The following is a 17,794-nucleotide window of genomic DNA, read 5'->3' on the forward strand; positions in this document are numbered from 1 at the left end:
AACAATGATACATATTAGGAGTGACATTCATGGAAAGAACATTTTTAATGGTTAAGCCTGACGGCGTTCAACGCAATCTAATCGGTGAAATCGTTTCCCGTTTTGAAAAGAAAGGCTTCCTTCTTGCAGGAGCAAAATTGATGGTAATTTCTCAAGAATTGGCCGAGCAACATTATGGCGAGCACAAAGAACGTCCATTCTTTGGCGAATTAGTGGACTTCATTACTTCAGGTCCTGTCTTCGCAATGGTTTGGGAAGGTGAAAACGTAATCGCTACTGCACGTCAAATGATGGGTGCTACTAACCCTAAAGATGCAGCAGCAGCAACAATTCGTGGCGATTTTGCCGTAACTGTCGGCAAAAACATCATTCACGGATCTGATTCAGCTGAAAGCGCTGTACGTGAAATCGGTTTATTCTTCAAAGAAGAAGAAATTGTTGAGTATTCTAAACTTGTAAGCGAGTGGGTTTATTAATTAATACGATCACTCTATAAAAAGCGGGTTCCATCGTCATAATGCGATGGAACCCGCTTTTTTTGTATTGCTTTTTTAGTTTTTCGGCAAGGTAAGGGATTATTTTAGTTTAAAGAAAATATGGCACTCTCCGATATATAAAGGGAAGGACCACTTAAAATAATTATTGCAGGGGAGTCGTAGGAATGCCTCAAGAATATGAAGAGTTTATTCGTAATATCAAAATGTTGACAGGCATTGATTTGGCATTATATAAGGAAGGGCAAATGAAAAGGCGACTAACAACTCTATATGAAAAAAGAGGATATCATTCATTTCGTGAATACTATAAAGACATTCAAGCCAATCCCGGAGTTTTAAATGAGTTTTTGGATAGAATGACAATCAACGTTTCCGAATTTTATAGAAATGCGAAAAGATGGGAAGTGTTGGAGCGGAAAATCCTTCCTGAATTATTAGCAAGCAAAAAAAAGTTGAAAATTTGGAGTGCAGCCTGTTCAACTGGCGAGGAACCATATACGATTGCAATGATATTATCCAATCTGGTTCCACTTAGCCAGATAGAGATATTGGCGACGGATCTGGATGAAAATGTATTGGCGCGAGCGAAATTGGGGATGTATCCTGAACGTTCCTTAAATGAAGTACCTGCAGAAATCAAAAGGAAATACTTTAAAAAAAAGGAAGAGTTTTATCGTGTCGATGATGAAATCAAGAGAAGGGTGACATTTAAAAAGCAAAACCTTCTTGCTGACCGGTTCGAACAGGGATTCGATTTAATCGTTTGCCGCAATGTTTTAATTTATTTCACTGAAGAAGCCAAAAATTTATTATATGAAAAATTCAGTGCATCACTTAAAAGCGGCGGGGTCTTTTTTGTAGGAAGTACAGAGCAAATATTCACCCCAGGAAAATATCAATTTGAAACGGTTGACACATTTTTTTATAAGAAAAAGTAAATACTTTGGATAAAAAGGGACTGATTCTGTACATGAGAATTCAGTCCCATTTCGTTTGTCGTGTAAAGGCAATCCAATAAAACTCAAATTTGAAAGATTAAACTATATCGAAAATATTTAAGTACTTGTAAAATAGAATGAAAAGTGATTAAATTCAAACAATATGGTTTTTACGTTTTACATATACCCACATTTCATAAAATTGTGGTATATTGATACATATACACTTTAAAGTGCTAAAAGGGGGCTGGAAGATGAGATATTTAACAGCGGGAGAATCACATGGTCCGCAACTGACTACTATCATTGAAGGATTACCGGCAGGAATGCCGATTTCGAATGAGGATATTAATCAAGAATTAGGGCGCCGGCAAAAAGGGCATGGACGTGGAAGAAGGATGCAGATCGAGAAAGATCAGGCATTTATTTCTTCGGGAATCCGACATGGCTACACACTCGGTTCACCGGTTGCTTTGGTGGTTGAGAACGATGACTGGAAGCATTGGACAAAGATTATGGGAAGTGAAGGGCTTTCAGAAGAGGAAGCTGAAGAAATTAAACGTAAAATCACCCGGCCTCGTCCTGGTCATGCCGACTTGAACGGCGGGATTAAATATGGGCACCGCGATTTGAGAAATGTTCTGGAACGCTCTTCAGCCCGTGAAACGACAGTAAGGGTGGCAGCAGGTTCTGTCGCTAAAAAGCTATTGTCATTATTGGGGATAGAAGTGGCATCACATGTTTTGGAAATTGGCGGAGTGAAGGCAGAACCGCCAAAATACGAAACGATTCAGCAATTGCAACAAGTAACGGAAGAATCTTCTGTTAGATGTTTTGACAAAAATGTGGAACAGCAGATGAAGGATGCAATTGATGAAGCGAAACAAAAAGGAGATTCCATCGGTGGAATCGTTGAAGTCATTGTAGAAGGAATGCCGGTGGGTGTGGGAAGTTATGTGCATTATGACCGTAAGCTTGATGCAAAACTAGCCGCAGCGATAATGAGCATCAATGCATTTAAAGGTGTGGAAATAGGTCTTGGCTTTGAAGCGGCCCATCTATTCGGCAGTGATGTCCATGACGAAATCGCTTGGGACGAAGATCAGGGTTATTACCGGAAAACCAATCGCCTTGGCGGTTTTGAAGGCGGTATGACAACTGGAATGCCGATAGTTGTACGCGGTGTGATGAAGCCGATCCCGACTTTATATAAACCATTGAAAAGTGTTGATATTGATACTAAGGAAGTGTTTGAAGCAAGTGTTGAACGTTCCGATAGTTGTGCGGTTCCTGCAGCAGCAGTAGTTGCTGAAGCGGTAGTGGCATGGGAGCTGGCGGCTGCCATCGTTGATCAATTCCCTTCAGATCGGTATGAGCAATTAGCGGAATACATGAGATCATATCGGGAAGAAGTAAAGGGGTTTTAAATCATGGAATCCATCCAAATAAAAACGGCTTCCAAGCAATATCCGGTTTTAATTGGCAAGAAGGCAATAAATGAATTGCCAGAATTAATAACACATGAATTAAATCATCTAAACAAGATTCTGATCATAACTGATGAGAAAGTGGCGGCACTTCATTTGGAGACTGTGAAAAACGCCCTGATCCAAACGGGAAAACCGGTCCTGCATCATGTAGTGCCGGAAGGGGAGCATGCAAAAACTTTCGATGTGTTTTATGAATGCCAAAGCTTCTGCTTATCCCATCAGATTAATCGAAAGTCATTGATCATCGCCCTTGGCGGTGGTGCAGTCGGTGACTTGGCTGGATTCGTTGCGGCCACTTTTATGAGAGGGATTCCATTTATACAGGTTCCGACGACTTTGCTCGCCCACGACAGTGCAGTGGGCGGCAAGGTTGCCATCAATCACCCGCTGGGGAAAAATATGATTGGGGCCTTTCATCAGCCTGAAGCTGTCATTTATGATCTTGAATTTCTTAAAACTCTGCCTCTTAAAGAATTAAGGTCAGGTTTTGCGGAAGTCATTAAACATTCCTTGATAGCAGATAATGAGTTTTATCTATGGTTAAAGTCGAATATTGTTGATTTGAATGATATAACGGATGAGCAATTCCTGACAATGATTACAAAAGGAATTGGCATTAAAGCTAAAATTGTCGAAGAGGATGAGAAGGAAAATGGCATTCGTGCCTTCTTGAATTTTGGTCATACGCTTGGACATGCAGTGGAAAGTTCAATGGGATACGGAAACTTTACGCATGGGGAATCAATTTTAATCGGGATGGTCTATGCTCTTAAATTAAGCAGAAAGAAAGTGGATCTCGATTTTAAACTAGATGAGTTTATTGACTGGGTTTCTTCTTTAGGTTATCAAATAACCATTCCAACCCGACTTGAACATGCGTTGCTACTTGATTTAATGAAAACAGACAAAAAATCGGTCAATGATGCAGCTACCTTTGTTCTGCTAAACGAAGTGGGGTCACCGCTATTAATGGATATAGCCGACTCTGAGCTGATAGAGGAAATGGCGGAAATGATATAGAGTTCTGAAGAAGGGGGGACTATGTGTGATAAGAGGAATAAGGGGTGCCACTACAGTAGAGAGAGACACAGAAATGGAAGTGATTTCAGCTGCCGAAAAGTTGATGGCAGAGATCATTCAGGTCAACGAGATTGATCCCGATATGGTAGCTTCTGTATTTTTTTCTGCTACGGAAGAGATTCGATCTGTCTTCCCTGCCAAAGCCTTGAGGAAATTCGAAGGCTGGACTTATGTACCGGTTACATGCATGAAAGAAATACCGGTGAGCAATTCCTTGCCATTTTGCATCCGGGTCATGATCCACGTAAATACGACGAAATCTCAAAAAGAGATACATCATGTATACCAGGCAGGTGCTACGGTATTACGGCCAGATTTGACAAAGCAGATATAAGATGATTTTAAATCTATGAATATGATATACTATTCTCACACTTTCTTACTTTAAAGTGATAAAAAATATAGAGGTGATTGACATGAAATGGAATGAAGCGGTCCTTTCCTTGAAGTCTTATCAACCGGGAAAATCCACTGATGAAGTGAAAAAATTATACGGGCTGGAAAAAATCACGAAATTAGCTTCAAATGAAAATCCTTTTGGCTGTTCGGAAAAGGTCAAGGAATCCGTTAGGAATTCAACCCATTCGTTTGCCATTTATCCGGATGGATATGCAACGATGCTTAGGGAAGCTGTTGCAAAACATACAGGTGTGAAAGAAACTCAGCTTATTTTTGGAAATGGATCTGATGAGAACATTCAAATCATCTCGAGGAGTCTATTGGGGGCTGGAAAGAATACGGTCATGGCAACAGGCACTTTTTCGCAGTATCGCCATAATGCCACGTTAGAAGGTGCGGAAATCAGGGAAGTTCCTCATATTGACGGTGCTCATGATCTAGAAGGAATGATTAAAGCAATAGATGAAAAAACAGCGGTCGTCTGGCTTTGTACACCAAATAATCCGACTGGTAAATACATTTCGGAACAGGACTTAGTATCGTTCATCGAAAAAGTGCCTGAAGATGTTCTTATCGTTTTGGATGAAGCTTATTGTGAATATGCAACAGCTGAGGATTACCCGAGAACGAATCAATGGATTAATAAATATAAAAATTTGATCATACTCCGGACATTCTCAAAAATTTATGGACTTGCCAGTTTTAGGGTAGGGTACGGTTTGGCGGATGAAGATATTATTCAGAAACTAGATCCATCCCGGGAACCATTCAATGTGAACACATTCGCACAGAATATAGCTATCGTCGCCTTGGAAGATCAATCCTTCATTGAAAAATGCAAGGAAGAAAATCAAAAAGGGCTCAAGCGGTACTATGAATTTTGCAATAAGGAAAATTTAGCATATTACCCGTCACAAGGTAATTTCATCTTTATCCATTTTAAACAGGATGCCGATGTGGTGTTCCAATATTTGCTTGAGCGCGGGTACATCGCGAGGTCGGGGAAATCTTTCGGTTTTCCTAACAGCCTGAGGGTAACGATTGGTTCCACTGAAGAAAATGAAGGAATGATTAATGCTATTAAAACTTTTTTGAATGAAGTTGAGGCACCTTCTGATTCGCTGCTTTAACGTTTCATCAAACCTAGAGGAGCATAAAAGATGCGGGGGAGAGAAGAGTGAAGGGTAAGGTTTTTGTAATAGGTCTAGGTCTAATTGGCGGATCACTGGCCATGGCTGTACGCCATGCACATCCTGAAGCCGTGATTGTTGGTACGGACCTAAGTGAAAAGAATATTCAACTATCGATGCTATTGGGGATCATTGATGATTCTGTATCATCTTTGGAAGCGGGAGCACGTGATGCTGATTTGATTCTACTTGCTGTGCCTGTCAATGAAACCGTGAAGATTTTAGCTCAATTGGCCGATATGGATTTAAAAAGTGATGTCCTCATTTCGGATGCAGGAAGTACGAAGGATACAGTCGTTAAGGCAGCAAAACCATTGATAGATAAAGGGGTGGCCTTCATCGGGGGGCACCCTATGGCTGGTTCCCATAAAAGCGGTGCTGCCGCAGCCAAATTGCATTTATTCGAACATGCATTTTATTTGCTTACTCCCGGTAATTCGATTGAGGAAGAAAAAGTTGAGCAGCTGAAAGGGTGGCTGCAAGGGACAAGAGCTAACTTTCTGGTTGTGAGTCCTGCCATGCATGATAAGCTGACTGGGGTCATTAGTCATTTTCCGCATATTGTCGCATCGGGGCTCGTTAAGCAGGCAGAAAATTACAGTAAGGAAAACAAGTTGATTTCAAGGCTTGCAGCAGGCGGATTCCGAGATATTACAAGAATTGCTTCAAGCAGTCCGGAAATGTGGCGTGACATTTTGTTACATAATCGGGATGTGCTGCTTGAATTAATGAATGATTGGCTGAATGAAATGGAGCATATAAAAGGTCTGGTTGCGAATGAAGATAGTGAAGAAATTCTTCGGTTCTTTACAGATGCCAAGATTTTCAGGGATGATTTGCCAACGCATGCAAAAGGCGCCATACCAGCGTTTTATGATTTATATATCGATATACCGGATTATGCCGGAATAATTTCTGAGATTACCGGATATTTGGCTCAAGAAGGTATCAGCATTACAAACATAAGGATCATTGAAACCAGGGAAGAGATATACGGTGTGCTGGTCATCAGCTTCCAAACGGATGTTGATCGCATAAAAGCTGCGGAGTGTATTTCTAGACATACAGATTATGAAACGATCCTGGCATAATATTGATAGGAAGGATGGTTTTATGAATACGAAAAAATTACAAACGAACATCCAAACATTACGTGGTTCGATTGCCATACCTGGAGATAAGTCGATCTCCCACCGTTCGATAATGTTCGGAGCACTTGCCGAAGGGGAAACGACAGTCACTAATTTTCTTCCAGGAGCCGACTGTTTAAGTACGATTTCCTGTTTTAAGCAGCTTGGAGTCCATATTGAACAAGATGGCCAGCACGTCAAAATTGAAGGCAAAGGTTTTAATGGATTAAAGGAACCTGAGGCTGTACTGGATGTCGGAAATTCTGGTACGACGATCAGGTTAATGATGGGCATTTTGGCAGGGCAGCAATTTTCGGCCGTTTTGGCAGGTGATGAATCGATAGCCAAACGTCCAATGACCCGGGTAGTCAACCCTCTTCGTCAGATGGGCGCAGTCATTGATGGCAGAAAAGGAGCCGAATATACTCCGCTCTTCATAAGAGGTGGCAAATTAAAAGGGTTTCGCTATGAATTGCCTGTAGCAAGCGCGCAGGTAAAATCAGCGATAATCTTGGCCGGTTTGCAGGCAGAGGGTGAAACGATCATTATCGAACCGGAAGAGACCCGTGATCATACAGAACGAATGATCCAAGAGTTTGGCGGGAAAATCGAAAAGGACGGTCAAATGATTAAAGTAAGCGGAAACCAAGTCTTCAAAGGGACCGCCATCCATGTGCCAGGTGATATTTCTTCGGCAGCTTTCTTCATGGTGGCTGCAGCGATTACGGAAAATAGTGAAGTGGTGTTAAAGAATGTGGGCCTTAATTCGACAAGGACTGGAATCATCGAAGTCATGAAATCGATGGGGGCTGATATTACGATAGAGAAGAAGACGAGCGAGGGTGAACCTGCAGGAGACATCACTGTCAGAAGCTCCAGACTAAAAGGGACGACCATCAGCGGTGATCTAATTCCCCGGCTCATCGATGAAATACCGGTAATTGCACTTCTGGCAACACAGGCTGAAGGGATAACGACAATCAAGGATGCAGCGGAACTTAAAGTGAAAGAGACGAATCGAATAGATACTGTTGCAAATGAGCTCTCCATCCTTGGGGCAGATATAACCCCGACAGCAGACGGATTGATCATCAAAGGACGTAAAGCTCTTAATGGCGGCATGGTTACAAGCCATGGAGATCATCGTATCGGGATGATGCTTGCTGTAGCTGCTTTGATAACGGATGGGGAAGTGGAACTTGCTGACCCTGATGCCATAGATGTATCATATCCACAATTTTTTGGTCATTTGAGTCAATTGATAAAGTAAATATAAAAAAAGTTTACATACCTTATTTGGTCTGTAAACTTTTTTTAAATGCTCAAAAGTGTTGAAAGCGCTAACATTCGGGCTTTTTGTAACTGTATGGTCAAGAAAATAATGAAAAAGGGGTCCATGATCAAAAAGGAGATTTACCGTAGCGTGGAGAATTAACTAGTAACCTTTTTTAATGAGAATGGGAGGGGACTTCATCAATGGAATACAGGGCTACAGTATGGTAAACTAATGAATACTGTTTACTATGCATCTCGCGATTAACATGGTATTTTGTTCTTAATGGAAGAATATGTTACATTATGGCGTGAGTGTGTATGACTAGGGACCAAGTCTATCATGCAAAAGGAAGGATTCAACAATGAACACAGTGGAACAAGTTATACAGCATTTAAAAAAAGGGGAATTAACAGAAGCTCTTAAACATATAAATCGAATTAAAACATCAGAGTCAGCAGAGGACATATTGTTGCTGGCCGAAGAAATGCTCCAGCTTGGTTTTGCGGAGGAGGCAAAGGATCTTTTTGAACATCTGCTGCAACTCTATCCCGATGAAGGAGAATTGATTGTTTCGTTGGCGGAAATCCTTATTGACATGGACCAGGAAGATGAAGCGATGCTGATGCTTGAAAAAGTAAGTGCAGATGATGAAGTATATCCAAGTGCTTTGCTTTTGGAAGCGGACCTTTATCAATTACAGGGGATGGATGAGGTCAGCGAACGGAAATTACAGCAAGCCAAGGAAATGCTTCCAGATGAGATCATCATTGATTTTGCACTAGCTGAACTGTTCTTTCATCAAGGAAGGGATCAGGAAGCCATTGCAAATTACATAAAGGTTTTGGAACAGGAACAAGAAATCGCTGGTGTTAATGTCAATCAGAGGCTTGCCGAAGCATTAAGCAGTTCAGGGAAGTTCGAGGAGGCCCTACCGCACTTTGAAAAGGCCTTACAGGATGGACTTGAAATCAATACCCTATTTGAATATGCATTTACAGCTTTTCAGGCAGGTCTTTATGAGACAGCCGTACGAAAGTTTATTGAACTGAAAGAATTAGATCATGAATACCATTCTCTATATTTGTACCTGGCAAAGAGTTATGAACATCTTGAAGATCTGGAAAATGCCTTGAAAACGGTCAAAGAAGGAATCAAGGCTGATGAATTCAATAAGGAACTTTACTTCTTCGGTGGAAAAATAGCCTTGAAAAGCGGCCTTGATGAAGAGGCGGAAAATCTATTTAAAGAAGCACTTGCCATTGATCCGGGATACCTGGAAGCTGCACTCACCCTATTGAAATTGTATATGCACCACGAAAGGTATGAAGATGCATTGGAGTGTATTGGTGAAGTAAGGCGATATGGAGAGGATGATCCGCAGTTTGAATGGATAGCTGCTGTATCTTATCAGCAAACCGAACAATTTAAAGAGTCATTAACCAGCTATCATAAAGCATATAATTCATTCAAGAACAATCAAGATTTCCTTGAAGATTATGGTTTCTTTTTAATTGAAGAAGGAGACAGAGCCACATCTAGAGAAGTATTTAATAAGCTGCTTGAGATGAACCCGGCAAATGATGAGTATGCAATGATTTTGGAGCGGCTAGGTGAAAGCACGGATGAAATGTAGATAAGTGAAACAAAACTAAATCAAGACAGAGGAGGGAATTCATGGTGGCTGCCCCTGTTTCTGTGAATGAGAAGAAGGATTTTATTCGGTGGTTTTTAAATCATTATCAATTGAAACGAAGAGAATGCGTATGGATATTGAATTACTTAATGAGTCATGATCAACTAATGAAAAAGGTTCATTTTGTAGAAAATGCACAATATTGCCCACGTGGACTGATCATGTCGACACATTGTGTGGATGAGGTCCCTTTCAGGTTCTATAAGTCCAATATCATGACTACCGATGCAGAGAAATCTTTTCATGATATCCGTTTAAATCGGGATGAAGACATTTATATTCAGCTCAATTTTAAATCGTCTTACTCTTCCTATCAATATGCAGCGGTACTCGAGCACAATCCCTTCATGCCGAAATCAACTGCATCGAATGAAAAAGATCAGCTGCTGGCTGAACAATTTTTAGAAAGAAGCATGTTATATTTTCAAAGGGACCGTCTGCTTAAGGAAATCGATGAAGCACTTGATAAGCATGATGAACAAGCATTTAAGAACTTAACAGAACAATTGAATCAATTAAAAGTACTTGGATAAAATAAATTAACCTTTCCGTAATCAGGAAAGGTTTTTATTTTTTATAAAACATTGATAAAATCCACATTTTTGTAAAGACTATGGGTATATGGTAAAGATGTTATAAAAAGAATGGTAAAATGAAAAGGAGTTGATTCAAAAAATCGGGAGTGAAGAAAAACATGAAGTGGACAGCAAAAGATCTTGACATGTATATACAGTCAAAAGAGTATGTGGATACCGTTTTGATTCCTTTGGTTCCCTTATCTTTTAAAGGGCAAATGAAGCAATCGGGCTCAATGAATGAATTTCTTACCATTTTAAGCTTGGAAATTGAAAAGCAGATGAAAGGAAGAATTCTTTTATTGCCAACATTTCATTATATAAGTGATGAAATGGATAAGGTTGAGCGGTTAAAGCGTTGGGCCAATGAAGTGAAAAAAAATGATTTCGAGCATGTTTTTTTTCTTACATCGGATTTTGAGTGGAAAAAGGAAGAGCGGGAATTAGAAAATAATTTAGTATGGATTCCTGCCATCCCCCTGGAGGGGCTTGAAATTGAACAAGCAAGGGAAATGATTAACCAGCAAGTTATCCAAATCCTTGATATTTTCTCTTATAATTGGAAAAATGAAAAAAAGTAGGATTTTTCGCATTATTTGACACATTGTTGCCACCTTTTGGGTTTTACAAATATTGACCTTGGTAAATTATTGAGATATCATGGAAATGTCCTAGTTTTATAGTGTCGCTATTTATTGGTCCTTTGGGCTCTCAGTATAGTAATAGAGGGGGGGAAAACGCATGAGCAAGCATAATGTTTCACGACGTCAATTCCTTAATTACACACTTACTGGCGTTGGTGGATTTATGGCGGCCGGTATGTTGATGCCTATGGTTAGGTTTGCAATTGATCCTGTATTATCAGCTGATAAAGGCGGGGATTACGTTGCAACTAAACAGAAGGTAGGTGAACTGACTACCGAACCAACCCGTGTCGACTTTAGTTTTAAACAGGTCGATGGGTGGTATGAGTCTGAAGAAACAAATACAGCATGGGTTTACAAAACGGATGATGGTAAGATCGTTGCTTTATCTCCAATCTGTAAACATTTAGGCTGTACGGTAGGTTGGAATACGGATAAGACTAATCCGAATCAATTTTTCTGTCCTTGCCATTATGGCAGGTATACGAAAGATGGGATGAATGTGAAAGGGACACCGCCGGTTTCACCATTGGATGTCTTTGACACGAAAGAAAAAGATGGAATACTTTATTTGGGTCAACTAAAACCGCATGGGGAGGCGTAAACATTGCTAACAAAGTTATATGACTGGGTGGACGAGCGTTTAGATATTACGCCATTATGGCGGGATATTGCTGACCATGAGGTTCCTGAACATGTTAACCCCGCACATCATTTTTCTGCATTCGTATATTGTTTTGGTGGGTTAACTTTCTTTATTACGGTCATCCAAATCTTGTCAGGCATGTTCTTGACGATGTACTATGTCCCGGACATTAAAAACGCTTGGGAATCTGTTTATTATTTGCAAAATGAAGTTGCCTTCGGTCAAATCGTCCGTGGTATGCATCACTGGGGAGCAAGTCTAGTTATCGTTATGATGTTTTTACATACTCTTCGTGTCTTCTTCCAGGGAGCTTACAAAAAACCGCGTGAATTGAACTGGATGGTCGGCGTATTGATTTTCTTCATCATGCTGGCATTAGGCTTGACTGGTTATTTATTGCCATGGGATATGAAAGCGCTATTCGCAACGAAAGTTACTTTGACAATTGTCGAATCGGTACCATTGATGGGACCGGCACTCAAGACATTGATAGCAGGAGATCCAACCATCGTTGGAGCACAGACATTGACACGATTCTTTGCAATTCATGTATTCTTCCTGCCAGCAGCATTATTTGCTTTACTAGCGGCTCATTTCCTGATGATCCGAAAACAAGGTATTTCAGGCCCGCTATAAAAGAATGGTGAACCAAAAACCAAAAAAACCTTTTCATGAAGGAGGGGAATTGTTCAATGCATCGTGGGAAAGGTATGAAATTCGTAGGTGACTCGCGTATCTCCGCGGACCGTAAACCGAATATTCCGAAAGATTATTCAGAATATCCTGGGAAAACTGAAGCATTTTGGCCTAATTTCCTTTTAAAAGAATGGATGGTAGGAGCTGTATTTCTTGTAGGTTATCTTTGCTTGACAATCGCACATCCGTCACCATTGGAAAGGATAGCAGATCCTACAGATACAGGGTATATTCCGCTGCCGGACTGGTATTTCCTATTCCTTTACCAATTACTTAAGTATACTTATGCTTCAGGTCCTTATAATGCAATCGGGTCCATGGTAATACCTGGTTTGGCATTCGGGGCATTGCTCTTGGCACCTTTTCTAGACCGTGGTCCAGAGCGGAGCCCGGCGAAACGTCCTTTTGCTGTAGGCTTCATGTTATTGGCAATGGCCGGCGTTTTCTATTTAACATGGGAGTCCGCAGCCCATCATGATTGGGAAGCTTCCAAGAAGCAAGGAGCGATCGTGGAAGGTGCAGACATTGATAAAGAGAGCGATGGGTATAAATTGATGGATTCCAATGGCTGTATCAGCTGTCATGGAGCAGAGTTAACTGGTGGAGCAGGAGCGCCAAGCTTAATTGACACTGGTTTAAAGCCAGAAGAAATCTCTAAGATCGCAGTCAAAGGCCAGGGCGCCATGCCGGCTGGCATGTTCAAAGGTACAGATGAAGAATTGAAAACATTAGCTGAATTTGTATCAGGTTTATCGACAAAATAATATAGCCATCAACAGATTTTCTTCTTATGCTGCCAAAGAAGCTGACGACCACGGTTGTCGGCTTTTTTATTGGTAAATTGAAGCGTTTATGAGAGGATATTGAAATGAATACTTGGTTTTCTGGCTGATGGCCTGTAAAATGGGTATACATGAGAATGTAAGTGAGGGTAAAAGAATGAATGTTATCTACAGTTGGCTTGCAAATCGGCAAATACTCGCTTTGCTATTATTGATAAATATATTCGGAACTGCCTATGGATATTATTGGTACGGTAGTCAATTGGAAAACACTCCGGCAATTTTTTTGGCATTTGTACCGGATAGCCCGACTGCCAGTCTGTTTTTTGTATTTGTTTTAGTGGGGTTCCTATTAAGAAGGAATTTCGGACTTATGGAAGCTTTGGCGATAATAACACTATTCAAATATGGCATATGGGCAGTTGCAATGAATTTGATGACCCTCGTGACAACAGGTTCATTGCCATGGGAAGGTTATATGTTAATGGCTTCCCATTTGGGGATGGCAATTCAAGGTGTATTATATGCACCATTTTATCGAATAAAACCTTGGCATATGATAATGGCAGGGATTTGGACCATACATAATGACATAATCGATTATGTTTTTGAAATGATGCCCATATACCGTGATTTATTGGTATATATGAATTCGATAGGTTATTTCACTTTTTGGCTCAGCATACTTTCCATTTTCGTCGGCTGGTACTTTGGATATAGAAAAAAGCGGATCACCCTATCCTTCATCCCTTAAAAAGTTAACTCTAAATACAACTTTGTAAATGCAGGGTTAACTTTTTTATGTTGAACGAGGTCTACTCATGTTTTTTCTTTCATATCGTTTTAGTAGAGATATGAGGAGGGACGAGTAGCATGTTGAAAAAATTCATATTAACCATTGCTGTTTTATTTGTCGTCTTACATTTCCCTGTCTATGCAGAATCCTCTTCAAGTTTGGAGCAATTAGATGACATTTCCGATAGAGCCTTGGAAATGACCAAGTTGAAGCGATATGGAGATTCGGAAAAGATGCTGACATTTTTTTCTGACCGTTTTTTAAAAGAGACAGCGAAAGAGCAGATCCTTGACATGGACGAACTTCGAATTATCACTGTAGCTCATAATGAGGCGTTGATGACAATAAAGGATATGAACAAGGGAGATTCCGAAAAGGTTAATTCTGTTACAAAGTTCCGGCTTGTTGTTGATGCGGTCAAGTCTACCCATCAGCCTCTTTGGACAGAGATGGAAGATCAAATGATGAATTCTTTCCAGCAAACAAAGAACGCCGCGATCAATCAAGACACAATTACATTCAATAGCCAATTGAACTTATTCCTATCACAATATGAAATGATATATCCAAGCTTGAAAGTCGACCTTTCTAAAGAAACGATGCAGCAACTGGACACGAGGATCCAATACATCAACGAATACCGTCCGGAGGTAATCAGTGATGGAAAAAGTCAAAAGGAACTGGATGCGTTGCAAAACGAACTAAGCACCATTTTTGATGAAATGGGGGAAGATGACACAGATCCTTCCCTTTGGTGGGTCATCATATCGACAGGCTCAATCATTATCATGACGCTTTCCTATGTAGGCTGGAGAAAATATAAAGGTGATAGGGAAAAACCAAGGAAAGAACATAATGATTAAAAAGACACGGGAAGAGAACACTATATTTGACACGGTTGCCTTCAATCCATAGAATTAAGAGTAATAATAGTTATAGGAGGATACCATGTATTTCATATATTTGGCGATTATCATTTTAATCCCGATTTATGCACAAATGAAAGTGAAAAGCACGTATAAAAAATATTCAAAGGTATCGGCCTCTTCTGGTATGAATGGCGCTGAGACGGCGCGGGCCATCTTGGACCAAAACGGACTGTTCAATGTCAGGGTCGAAGAGACACCTGGAATGCTTTCGGATCATTACGATCCAAGGGATAAAACGGTGCGATTATCATCTGATAACTATCACGGCCATTCAGTTGCCGGTGTAGCGGTTGCAGCCCATGAAGTTGGACATGCGATTCAAGATAAAGAAGCATATGCATTCTTGCGTTTCCGCCATGCATTAGTACCGGTAGCTAATTTTGGCTCTAACATATCTTGGATTTTGATTTTAATCGGGATGTTAGCTTCAATTCCTGGGTTGCTATTGGCGGGTATCGTATTTATGGCAGCCGCAGTATTGTTCCAAGTGATAACCCTGCCTGTTGAATTCAATGCTTCCTCTCGGGCGATGGATCAACTCGTTTCCGCTGGGGTCATCCGGAATGATGAAGAACGGGAAACGAAAAAAGTATTAAGTGCCGCTGCGATGACTTATGTTGCTGCCGCTCTTGTAGCCGTACTGGAATTAGTTCGTCTTCTGCTTATGTATACAGGAATGAGGGAAGAGGATTAATTTGAAAAAGGACTCCATCTTGGGATGGGGTCCTTTTTATTTTTAAAATATTTGCTGCACATTAATAAAATTCAGTTAGACAGGGAACATTCATAAGGATTGCATTCCACCCGTATGCCGCAAATAAAAGGATTACCTTTCAATGGGATTCTTGTTTTCATCAAGGGTAAAGCCCTCACCCAATACATCATGCACTTCACTTACAGATACAAATGCATGAGGGTCCACCGATGTTATGGCATTCTTTAAGCGGACTAGTTCATTTTTGCCAACAACACAGTAGAGTACTTCCCTGTCATTGCGTGTAAAGGACCCATATCCCCTTAATACGGTTACGCCCCGCTCCATATCATTCATGATTTTTTCAGCAATTTGCTTATTTTTATCACTAATGATCATTGCACCTCTAGCAGCATAGGCTCCTTCTTGCATAAAGTCGATTACTCTGGCACCTATAAATACGGCAACGAGGGTATACATCGCTTGCCGGTAATCAAGGTAGGTAAGGATGGAAAGGCCAATGACGACGGCATCAAAGATGAACATGGTCCGTCCCATGCCCATCCCCAAGTAACGGTGGGCAAAACGGGCGATGATATCCACTCCACCTGTTGTCCCGCCGTAACGAAAGATAATGCCCAGCCCGACACCAACAAAGACCCCGGCAAACAATGCCACCAGCATCAAGTCGTTTCCGAGATTGATTTCGATTTGGTATCTTTCGAAAACCCATAGCCAAACGGAGAGGCCGACCGTTCCGATAATCGTATAAAAGAAAGAAGTGCGTCCTAAATATTTCCACCCTATTAAAAATAAAGGAATATTCAAAATCAAATTAGAATAAGAAGGATTTATCCCGATAAGTTGATATATAATCAAGGTGAGACCGGTGAACCCGCCTTCGGCCAAGTTGTTCTGCATGTTAAAATGCACGAGGCCAAAGGCGAATATTCCAGCCCCAAAAAGTATGAATATAATATTTTTCAATTTTAAGCCCAAAAGCATGTCCCATACCTCCAAAGGTTTGCATATCATTAATTTACTTATTATAACTAATTAACCAACTATGGGCAATTTTGATTTACGAACGTATCTGTTGTCTTCTGTTTCACTTTTAGCTAACATGGAGAAGGTATGATATTTGAAAACGAAAATCAAGAATGGGTGACAATATGGAAAAGCATAAGACGATCCAACAAATGCAAGCGGAAGTCGACCAATACATAGGACAATTTAAAGAAGGATATTTCAGCCCTCTCGCCATGCTCGCCCGCATGTCTGAAGAACTTGGGGAATTGGCCAGGGAAGTCAATCATTACCATGGTGAAAAACCAAAGAAGGCAACTGAGGAAGAGAATACGATTGAAGCGGAATTAGGGGACATGCTTTTTGTGTTGATTTGTTTTGCCAATTCTTTAGGGATTGACCTTCAAAACTCGCATGATTTGGTTATGGAAAAGTTTACCACCCGCGATAAAGATAGATGGACAAGAAAAGAAGAGAAAATGGAGGAGGAAGGTAAAGATGAGTAAAGTGAAAGTGATTGTAGCTGGTCCACGTGGCAGAATGGGAAATGAAGCGGTGAAGCTTGTACATAGGACAGAAGGGTTTGAATTGGCAGCTGTCATAGATCGCAAGCATAACGGGGAAAGCATCTCCGCGATAGAAGGTTTTCACGGTATTGAAGCACCGGTTTTTTCGGATATAAATGAATGCTTTTCTTCTATAAAGGCGGACGTATTGATCGATTTGACCACACCGGAAGTGGGGATGTTCCATACCGAAACGGCACTTAATCATGGCATCCGCCCTGTAGTAGGAACGACCGGTTTTACTAAGGAAGATTTAGCGAAGTTGGATTCATTAACAAAAGAAAAGGGCATTGGTTGCATCATCGCGCCAAACTTTGCAATTGGAGCCATTTTGATGATGAAGTTTTCCCAAATGGCTGCAAAATATTTCCCTGATGTAGAAATCATAGAGATGCACCATGATCAAAAACTGGATGCACCTTCTGGCACGGCCTCCAAAACGGCGGACATGATTGCAGCGGTACGTGAATCAAAACAACAGGGGCACCCTAATGAAAAAGAAACCATCCAGGGTGCAAGAGGTGCAAATATAGATGGCATGCATATCCACAGTGTACGGCTACCGGGACTGGTTGCCCATCAACAGGTGCTTTTCGGAAGTGATGGAGAGCTATTGACGGTTCGGCATGATTCCTTTAATCGAGCGTCCTTCATGTCAGGAGTCAAACTTGCTGTCGATACCGTCATGAAATTGGATGTTCTTGTATACGGCCTGGAAAATATTATCGAATAGGGATCAGGAGGATT

At 40.9% G+C, this 17,794-nt stretch carries 20 protein-coding genes; 19 read left to right on the forward strand and 1 reads right to left on the reverse strand.

Annotation, left to right across the window (positions count from 1 at the left end):
• Window positions 1-29: 29 nt before the first annotated feature.
• The 17 genes from ndk to BW986_RS05120 all read left to right on the forward strand — a co-directional run bounded on the left by ndk (window position 30) and on the right by BW986_RS05120 (window position 15,455).
• A complete protein-coding gene (ndk, locus tag BW986_RS05040; RefSeq protein WP_076365651.1) occupies window positions 30-476 on the forward strand; it encodes a nucleoside-diphosphate kinase in 447 nt (148 codons plus the stop codon).
• Between the two features lie 185 nt (window positions 477-661).
• The gene (locus BW986_RS05045; RefSeq protein WP_076365653.1) at window positions 662-1,435 is read left to right on the forward strand and encodes a CheR family methyltransferase; all 774 of its coding nucleotides are present in this window, start codon (window positions 662-664) and stop codon (window positions 1,433-1,435) included.
• Window positions 1,436-1,689: 254 nt separating this feature from the next.
• Complete coding sequence (gene aroC, locus BW986_RS05050; RefSeq protein WP_076365655.1) at window positions 1,690-2,862, forward strand: chorismate synthase; 1,173 nt, start codon at window positions 1,690-1,692, stop codon at window positions 2,860-2,862.
• 3 nt (window positions 2,863-2,865) lie between these two features.
• Complete coding sequence (gene aroB / locus BW986_RS05055; protein WP_076365657.1) at window positions 2,866-3,945, forward strand: 3-dehydroquinate synthase; 1,080 nt, start codon at window positions 2,866-2,868, stop codon at window positions 3,943-3,945.
• Between the two features lie 25 nt (window positions 3,946-3,970).
• Window positions 3,971-4,339 (forward strand): chorismate mutase, encoded by a 369-nt coding sequence (aroH, locus tag BW986_RS05060; RefSeq protein ID WP_076365659.1) that lies wholly within the window; start codon window positions 3,971-3,973, stop codon window positions 4,337-4,339.
• 82 nt (window positions 4,340-4,421) lie between these two features.
• A complete protein-coding gene (gene hisC, locus BW986_RS05065; RefSeq protein WP_076365661.1) occupies window positions 4,422-5,534 on the forward strand; it encodes a histidinol-phosphate transaminase in 1,113 nt (370 codons plus the stop codon).
• Window positions 5,535-5,581: 47 nt separating this feature from the next.
• Window positions 5,582-6,685 carry a prephenate dehydrogenase gene (locus BW986_RS05070; protein WP_076365662.1) on the forward strand — a complete coding sequence of 368 codons (1,104 nt, stop codon included), beginning with the start codon at window positions 5,582-5,584 and terminating at the stop codon, window positions 6,683-6,685.
• 22 nt (window positions 6,686-6,707) lie between these two features.
• A complete protein-coding gene (aroA, locus tag BW986_RS05075; protein ID WP_076365664.1) occupies window positions 6,708-7,994 on the forward strand; it encodes a 3-phosphoshikimate 1-carboxyvinyltransferase in 1,287 nt (428 codons plus the stop codon).
• 367 nt (window positions 7,995-8,361) lie between these two features.
• Window positions 8,362-9,633: a tetratricopeptide repeat protein gene (locus tag BW986_RS05080; RefSeq protein WP_076365666.1), complete on the forward strand. Its 1,272-nt coding sequence runs from the start codon at window positions 8,362-8,364 to the stop codon at window positions 9,631-9,633.
• A 41-nt stretch (window positions 9,634-9,674) separates the two neighbouring features.
• Entirely contained in the window at window positions 9,675-10,226 is a 552-nt protein-coding gene (locus BW986_RS05085; protein ID WP_063233222.1) for a ReoY family proteolytic degradation factor, read from the forward strand.
• Window positions 10,227-10,387: 161 nt separating this feature from the next.
• Complete coding sequence (locus BW986_RS05090; protein WP_076365668.1) at window positions 10,388-10,849, forward strand: YpiF family protein; 462 nt, start codon at window positions 10,388-10,390, stop codon at window positions 10,847-10,849.
• A gap of 160 nt (window positions 10,850-11,009) precedes the next feature.
• The gene (locus tag BW986_RS05095) at window positions 11,010-11,516 is read left to right on the forward strand and encodes a Rieske (2Fe-2S) protein (RefSeq protein WP_034307977.1); all 507 of its coding nucleotides are present in this window, start codon (window positions 11,010-11,012) and stop codon (window positions 11,514-11,516) included.
• Window positions 11,517-11,519: 3 nt separating this feature from the next.
• A complete protein-coding gene (gene qcrB, locus BW986_RS05100; RefSeq protein WP_034307974.1) occupies window positions 11,520-12,194 on the forward strand; it encodes a menaquinol-cytochrome c reductase cytochrome b subunit in 675 nt (224 codons plus the stop codon).
• Between the two features lie 56 nt (window positions 12,195-12,250).
• Window positions 12,251-13,018, forward strand: a complete 768-nt coding sequence (locus BW986_RS05105) for a menaquinol-cytochrome c reductase cytochrome b/c subunit (RefSeq protein ID WP_034307972.1) — start codon at window positions 12,251-12,253, stop codon at window positions 13,016-13,018.
• Between the two features lie 175 nt (window positions 13,019-13,193).
• Entirely contained in the window at window positions 13,194-13,790 is a 597-nt protein-coding gene (gene lhaT / locus BW986_RS05110; RefSeq protein WP_076365670.1) for a lipoprotein heptaprenylglyceryl N-acetyltransferase LhaT, read from the forward strand.
• Window positions 13,791-13,909: 119 nt separating this feature from the next.
• Window positions 13,910-14,695, forward strand: coding sequence for a sporulation protein YpjB (gene ypjB / locus BW986_RS05115; protein ID WP_076365672.1), 786 nt, complete (start codon window positions 13,910-13,912; stop codon window positions 14,693-14,695).
• Between the two features lie 85 nt (window positions 14,696-14,780).
• Entirely contained in the window at window positions 14,781-15,455 is a 675-nt protein-coding gene (locus BW986_RS05120) for a zinc metallopeptidase (RefSeq protein ID WP_076365674.1), read from the forward strand.
• 132 nt (window positions 15,456-15,587) lie between these two features.
• Here the strand turns inward: BW986_RS05120 and BW986_RS05125 are convergent, their stop codons facing one another.
• Window positions 15,588-16,460: a YitT family protein gene (locus BW986_RS05125; protein WP_076365676.1), complete on the reverse strand. Its 873-nt coding sequence runs from the start codon at window positions 16,458-16,460 to the stop codon at window positions 15,588-15,590.
• A 167-nt stretch (window positions 16,461-16,627) separates the two neighbouring features.
• Here BW986_RS05125 and BW986_RS05130 point away from each other — a divergent pair, with 167 nt between their 5' ends.
• Together BW986_RS05130 and dapB are read left to right on the forward strand one after the other, a co-directional pair.
• Window positions 16,628-16,987 (forward strand): nucleotide pyrophosphohydrolase, encoded by a 360-nt coding sequence (locus tag BW986_RS05130; protein WP_076366321.1) that lies wholly within the window; start codon window positions 16,628-16,630, stop codon window positions 16,985-16,987.
• Window positions 16,980-17,780: a 4-hydroxy-tetrahydrodipicolinate reductase gene (dapB, locus tag BW986_RS05135; RefSeq protein ID WP_076365678.1), complete on the forward strand. Its 801-nt coding sequence runs from the start codon at window positions 16,980-16,982 to the stop codon at window positions 17,778-17,780. The genes BW986_RS05130 and dapB overlap by 8 nt, the downstream gene beginning before the upstream one ends.
• Window positions 17,781-17,794 lie beyond the last annotated feature (14 nt).

Source organism: Peribacillus simplex, from assembly GCF_900156045.1.
GTDB lineage: Bacteria > Bacillota > Bacilli > Bacillales > DSM-1321 > Peribacillus > Peribacillus simplex_D.

What these genes read in the sequence shown, in the direction of transcription:
- lhaT (WP_076365670.1), top strand. Translation starts at nt 13,194, where the DNA reads ATGAATGTTATCTACAGTTGGCTTGCAAATCGGCAAATACTCGCTTTG.
- dapB (WP_076365678.1), top strand. Translation starts at nt 16,980, where the DNA reads ATGAGTAAAGTGAAAGTGATTGTAGCTGGTCCACGTGGCAGAATGGGA.
- aroC (WP_076365655.1), top strand. Translation starts at nt 1,690, where the DNA reads ATGAGATATTTAACAGCGGGAGAATCACATGGTCCGCAACTGACTACT.
- BW986_RS05090 (WP_076365668.1), top strand. Translation starts at nt 10,388, where the DNA reads ATGAAGTGGACAGCAAAAGATCTTGACATGTATATACAGTCAAAAGAG.
- BW986_RS05085 (WP_063233222.1), top strand. Translation starts at nt 9,675, where the DNA reads ATGGTGGCTGCCCCTGTTTCTGTGAATGAGAAGAAGGATTTTATTCGG.
- BW986_RS05130 (WP_076366321.1), top strand. Translation starts at nt 16,628, where the DNA reads ATGGAAAAGCATAAGACGATCCAACAAATGCAAGCGGAAGTCGACCAA.
- BW986_RS05120 (WP_076365674.1), top strand. Translation starts at nt 14,781, where the DNA reads ATGTATTTCATATATTTGGCGATTATCATTTTAATCCCGATTTATGCA.
- BW986_RS05125 (WP_076365676.1), bottom strand. Translation starts at nt 16,460, where the DNA reads ATGCTTTTGGGCTTAAAATTGAAAAATATTATATTCATACTTTTTGGG.
- BW986_RS05095 (WP_034307977.1), top strand. Translation starts at nt 11,010, where the DNA reads ATGAGCAAGCATAATGTTTCACGACGTCAATTCCTTAATTACACACTT.
- ndk (WP_076365651.1), top strand. Translation starts at nt 30, where the DNA reads ATGGAAAGAACATTTTTAATGGTTAAGCCTGACGGCGTTCAACGCAAT.
- aroA (WP_076365664.1), top strand. Translation starts at nt 6,708, where the DNA reads ATGAATACGAAAAAATTACAAACGAACATCCAAACATTACGTGGTTCG.
- BW986_RS05105 (WP_034307972.1), top strand. Translation starts at nt 12,251, where the DNA reads ATGCATCGTGGGAAAGGTATGAAATTCGTAGGTGACTCGCGTATCTCC.
- hisC (WP_076365661.1), top strand. Translation starts at nt 4,422, where the DNA reads ATGAAATGGAATGAAGCGGTCCTTTCCTTGAAGTCTTATCAACCGGGA.
- aroB (WP_076365657.1), top strand. Translation starts at nt 2,866, where the DNA reads ATGGAATCCATCCAAATAAAAACGGCTTCCAAGCAATATCCGGTTTTA.
- BW986_RS05045 (WP_076365653.1), top strand. Translation starts at nt 662, where the DNA reads ATGCCTCAAGAATATGAAGAGTTTATTCGTAATATCAAAATGTTGACA.
- BW986_RS05080 (WP_076365666.1), top strand. Translation starts at nt 8,362, where the DNA reads ATGAACACAGTGGAACAAGTTATACAGCATTTAAAAAAAGGGGAATTA.
- ypjB (WP_076365672.1), top strand. Translation starts at nt 13,910, where the DNA reads ATGTTGAAAAAATTCATATTAACCATTGCTGTTTTATTTGTCGTCTTA.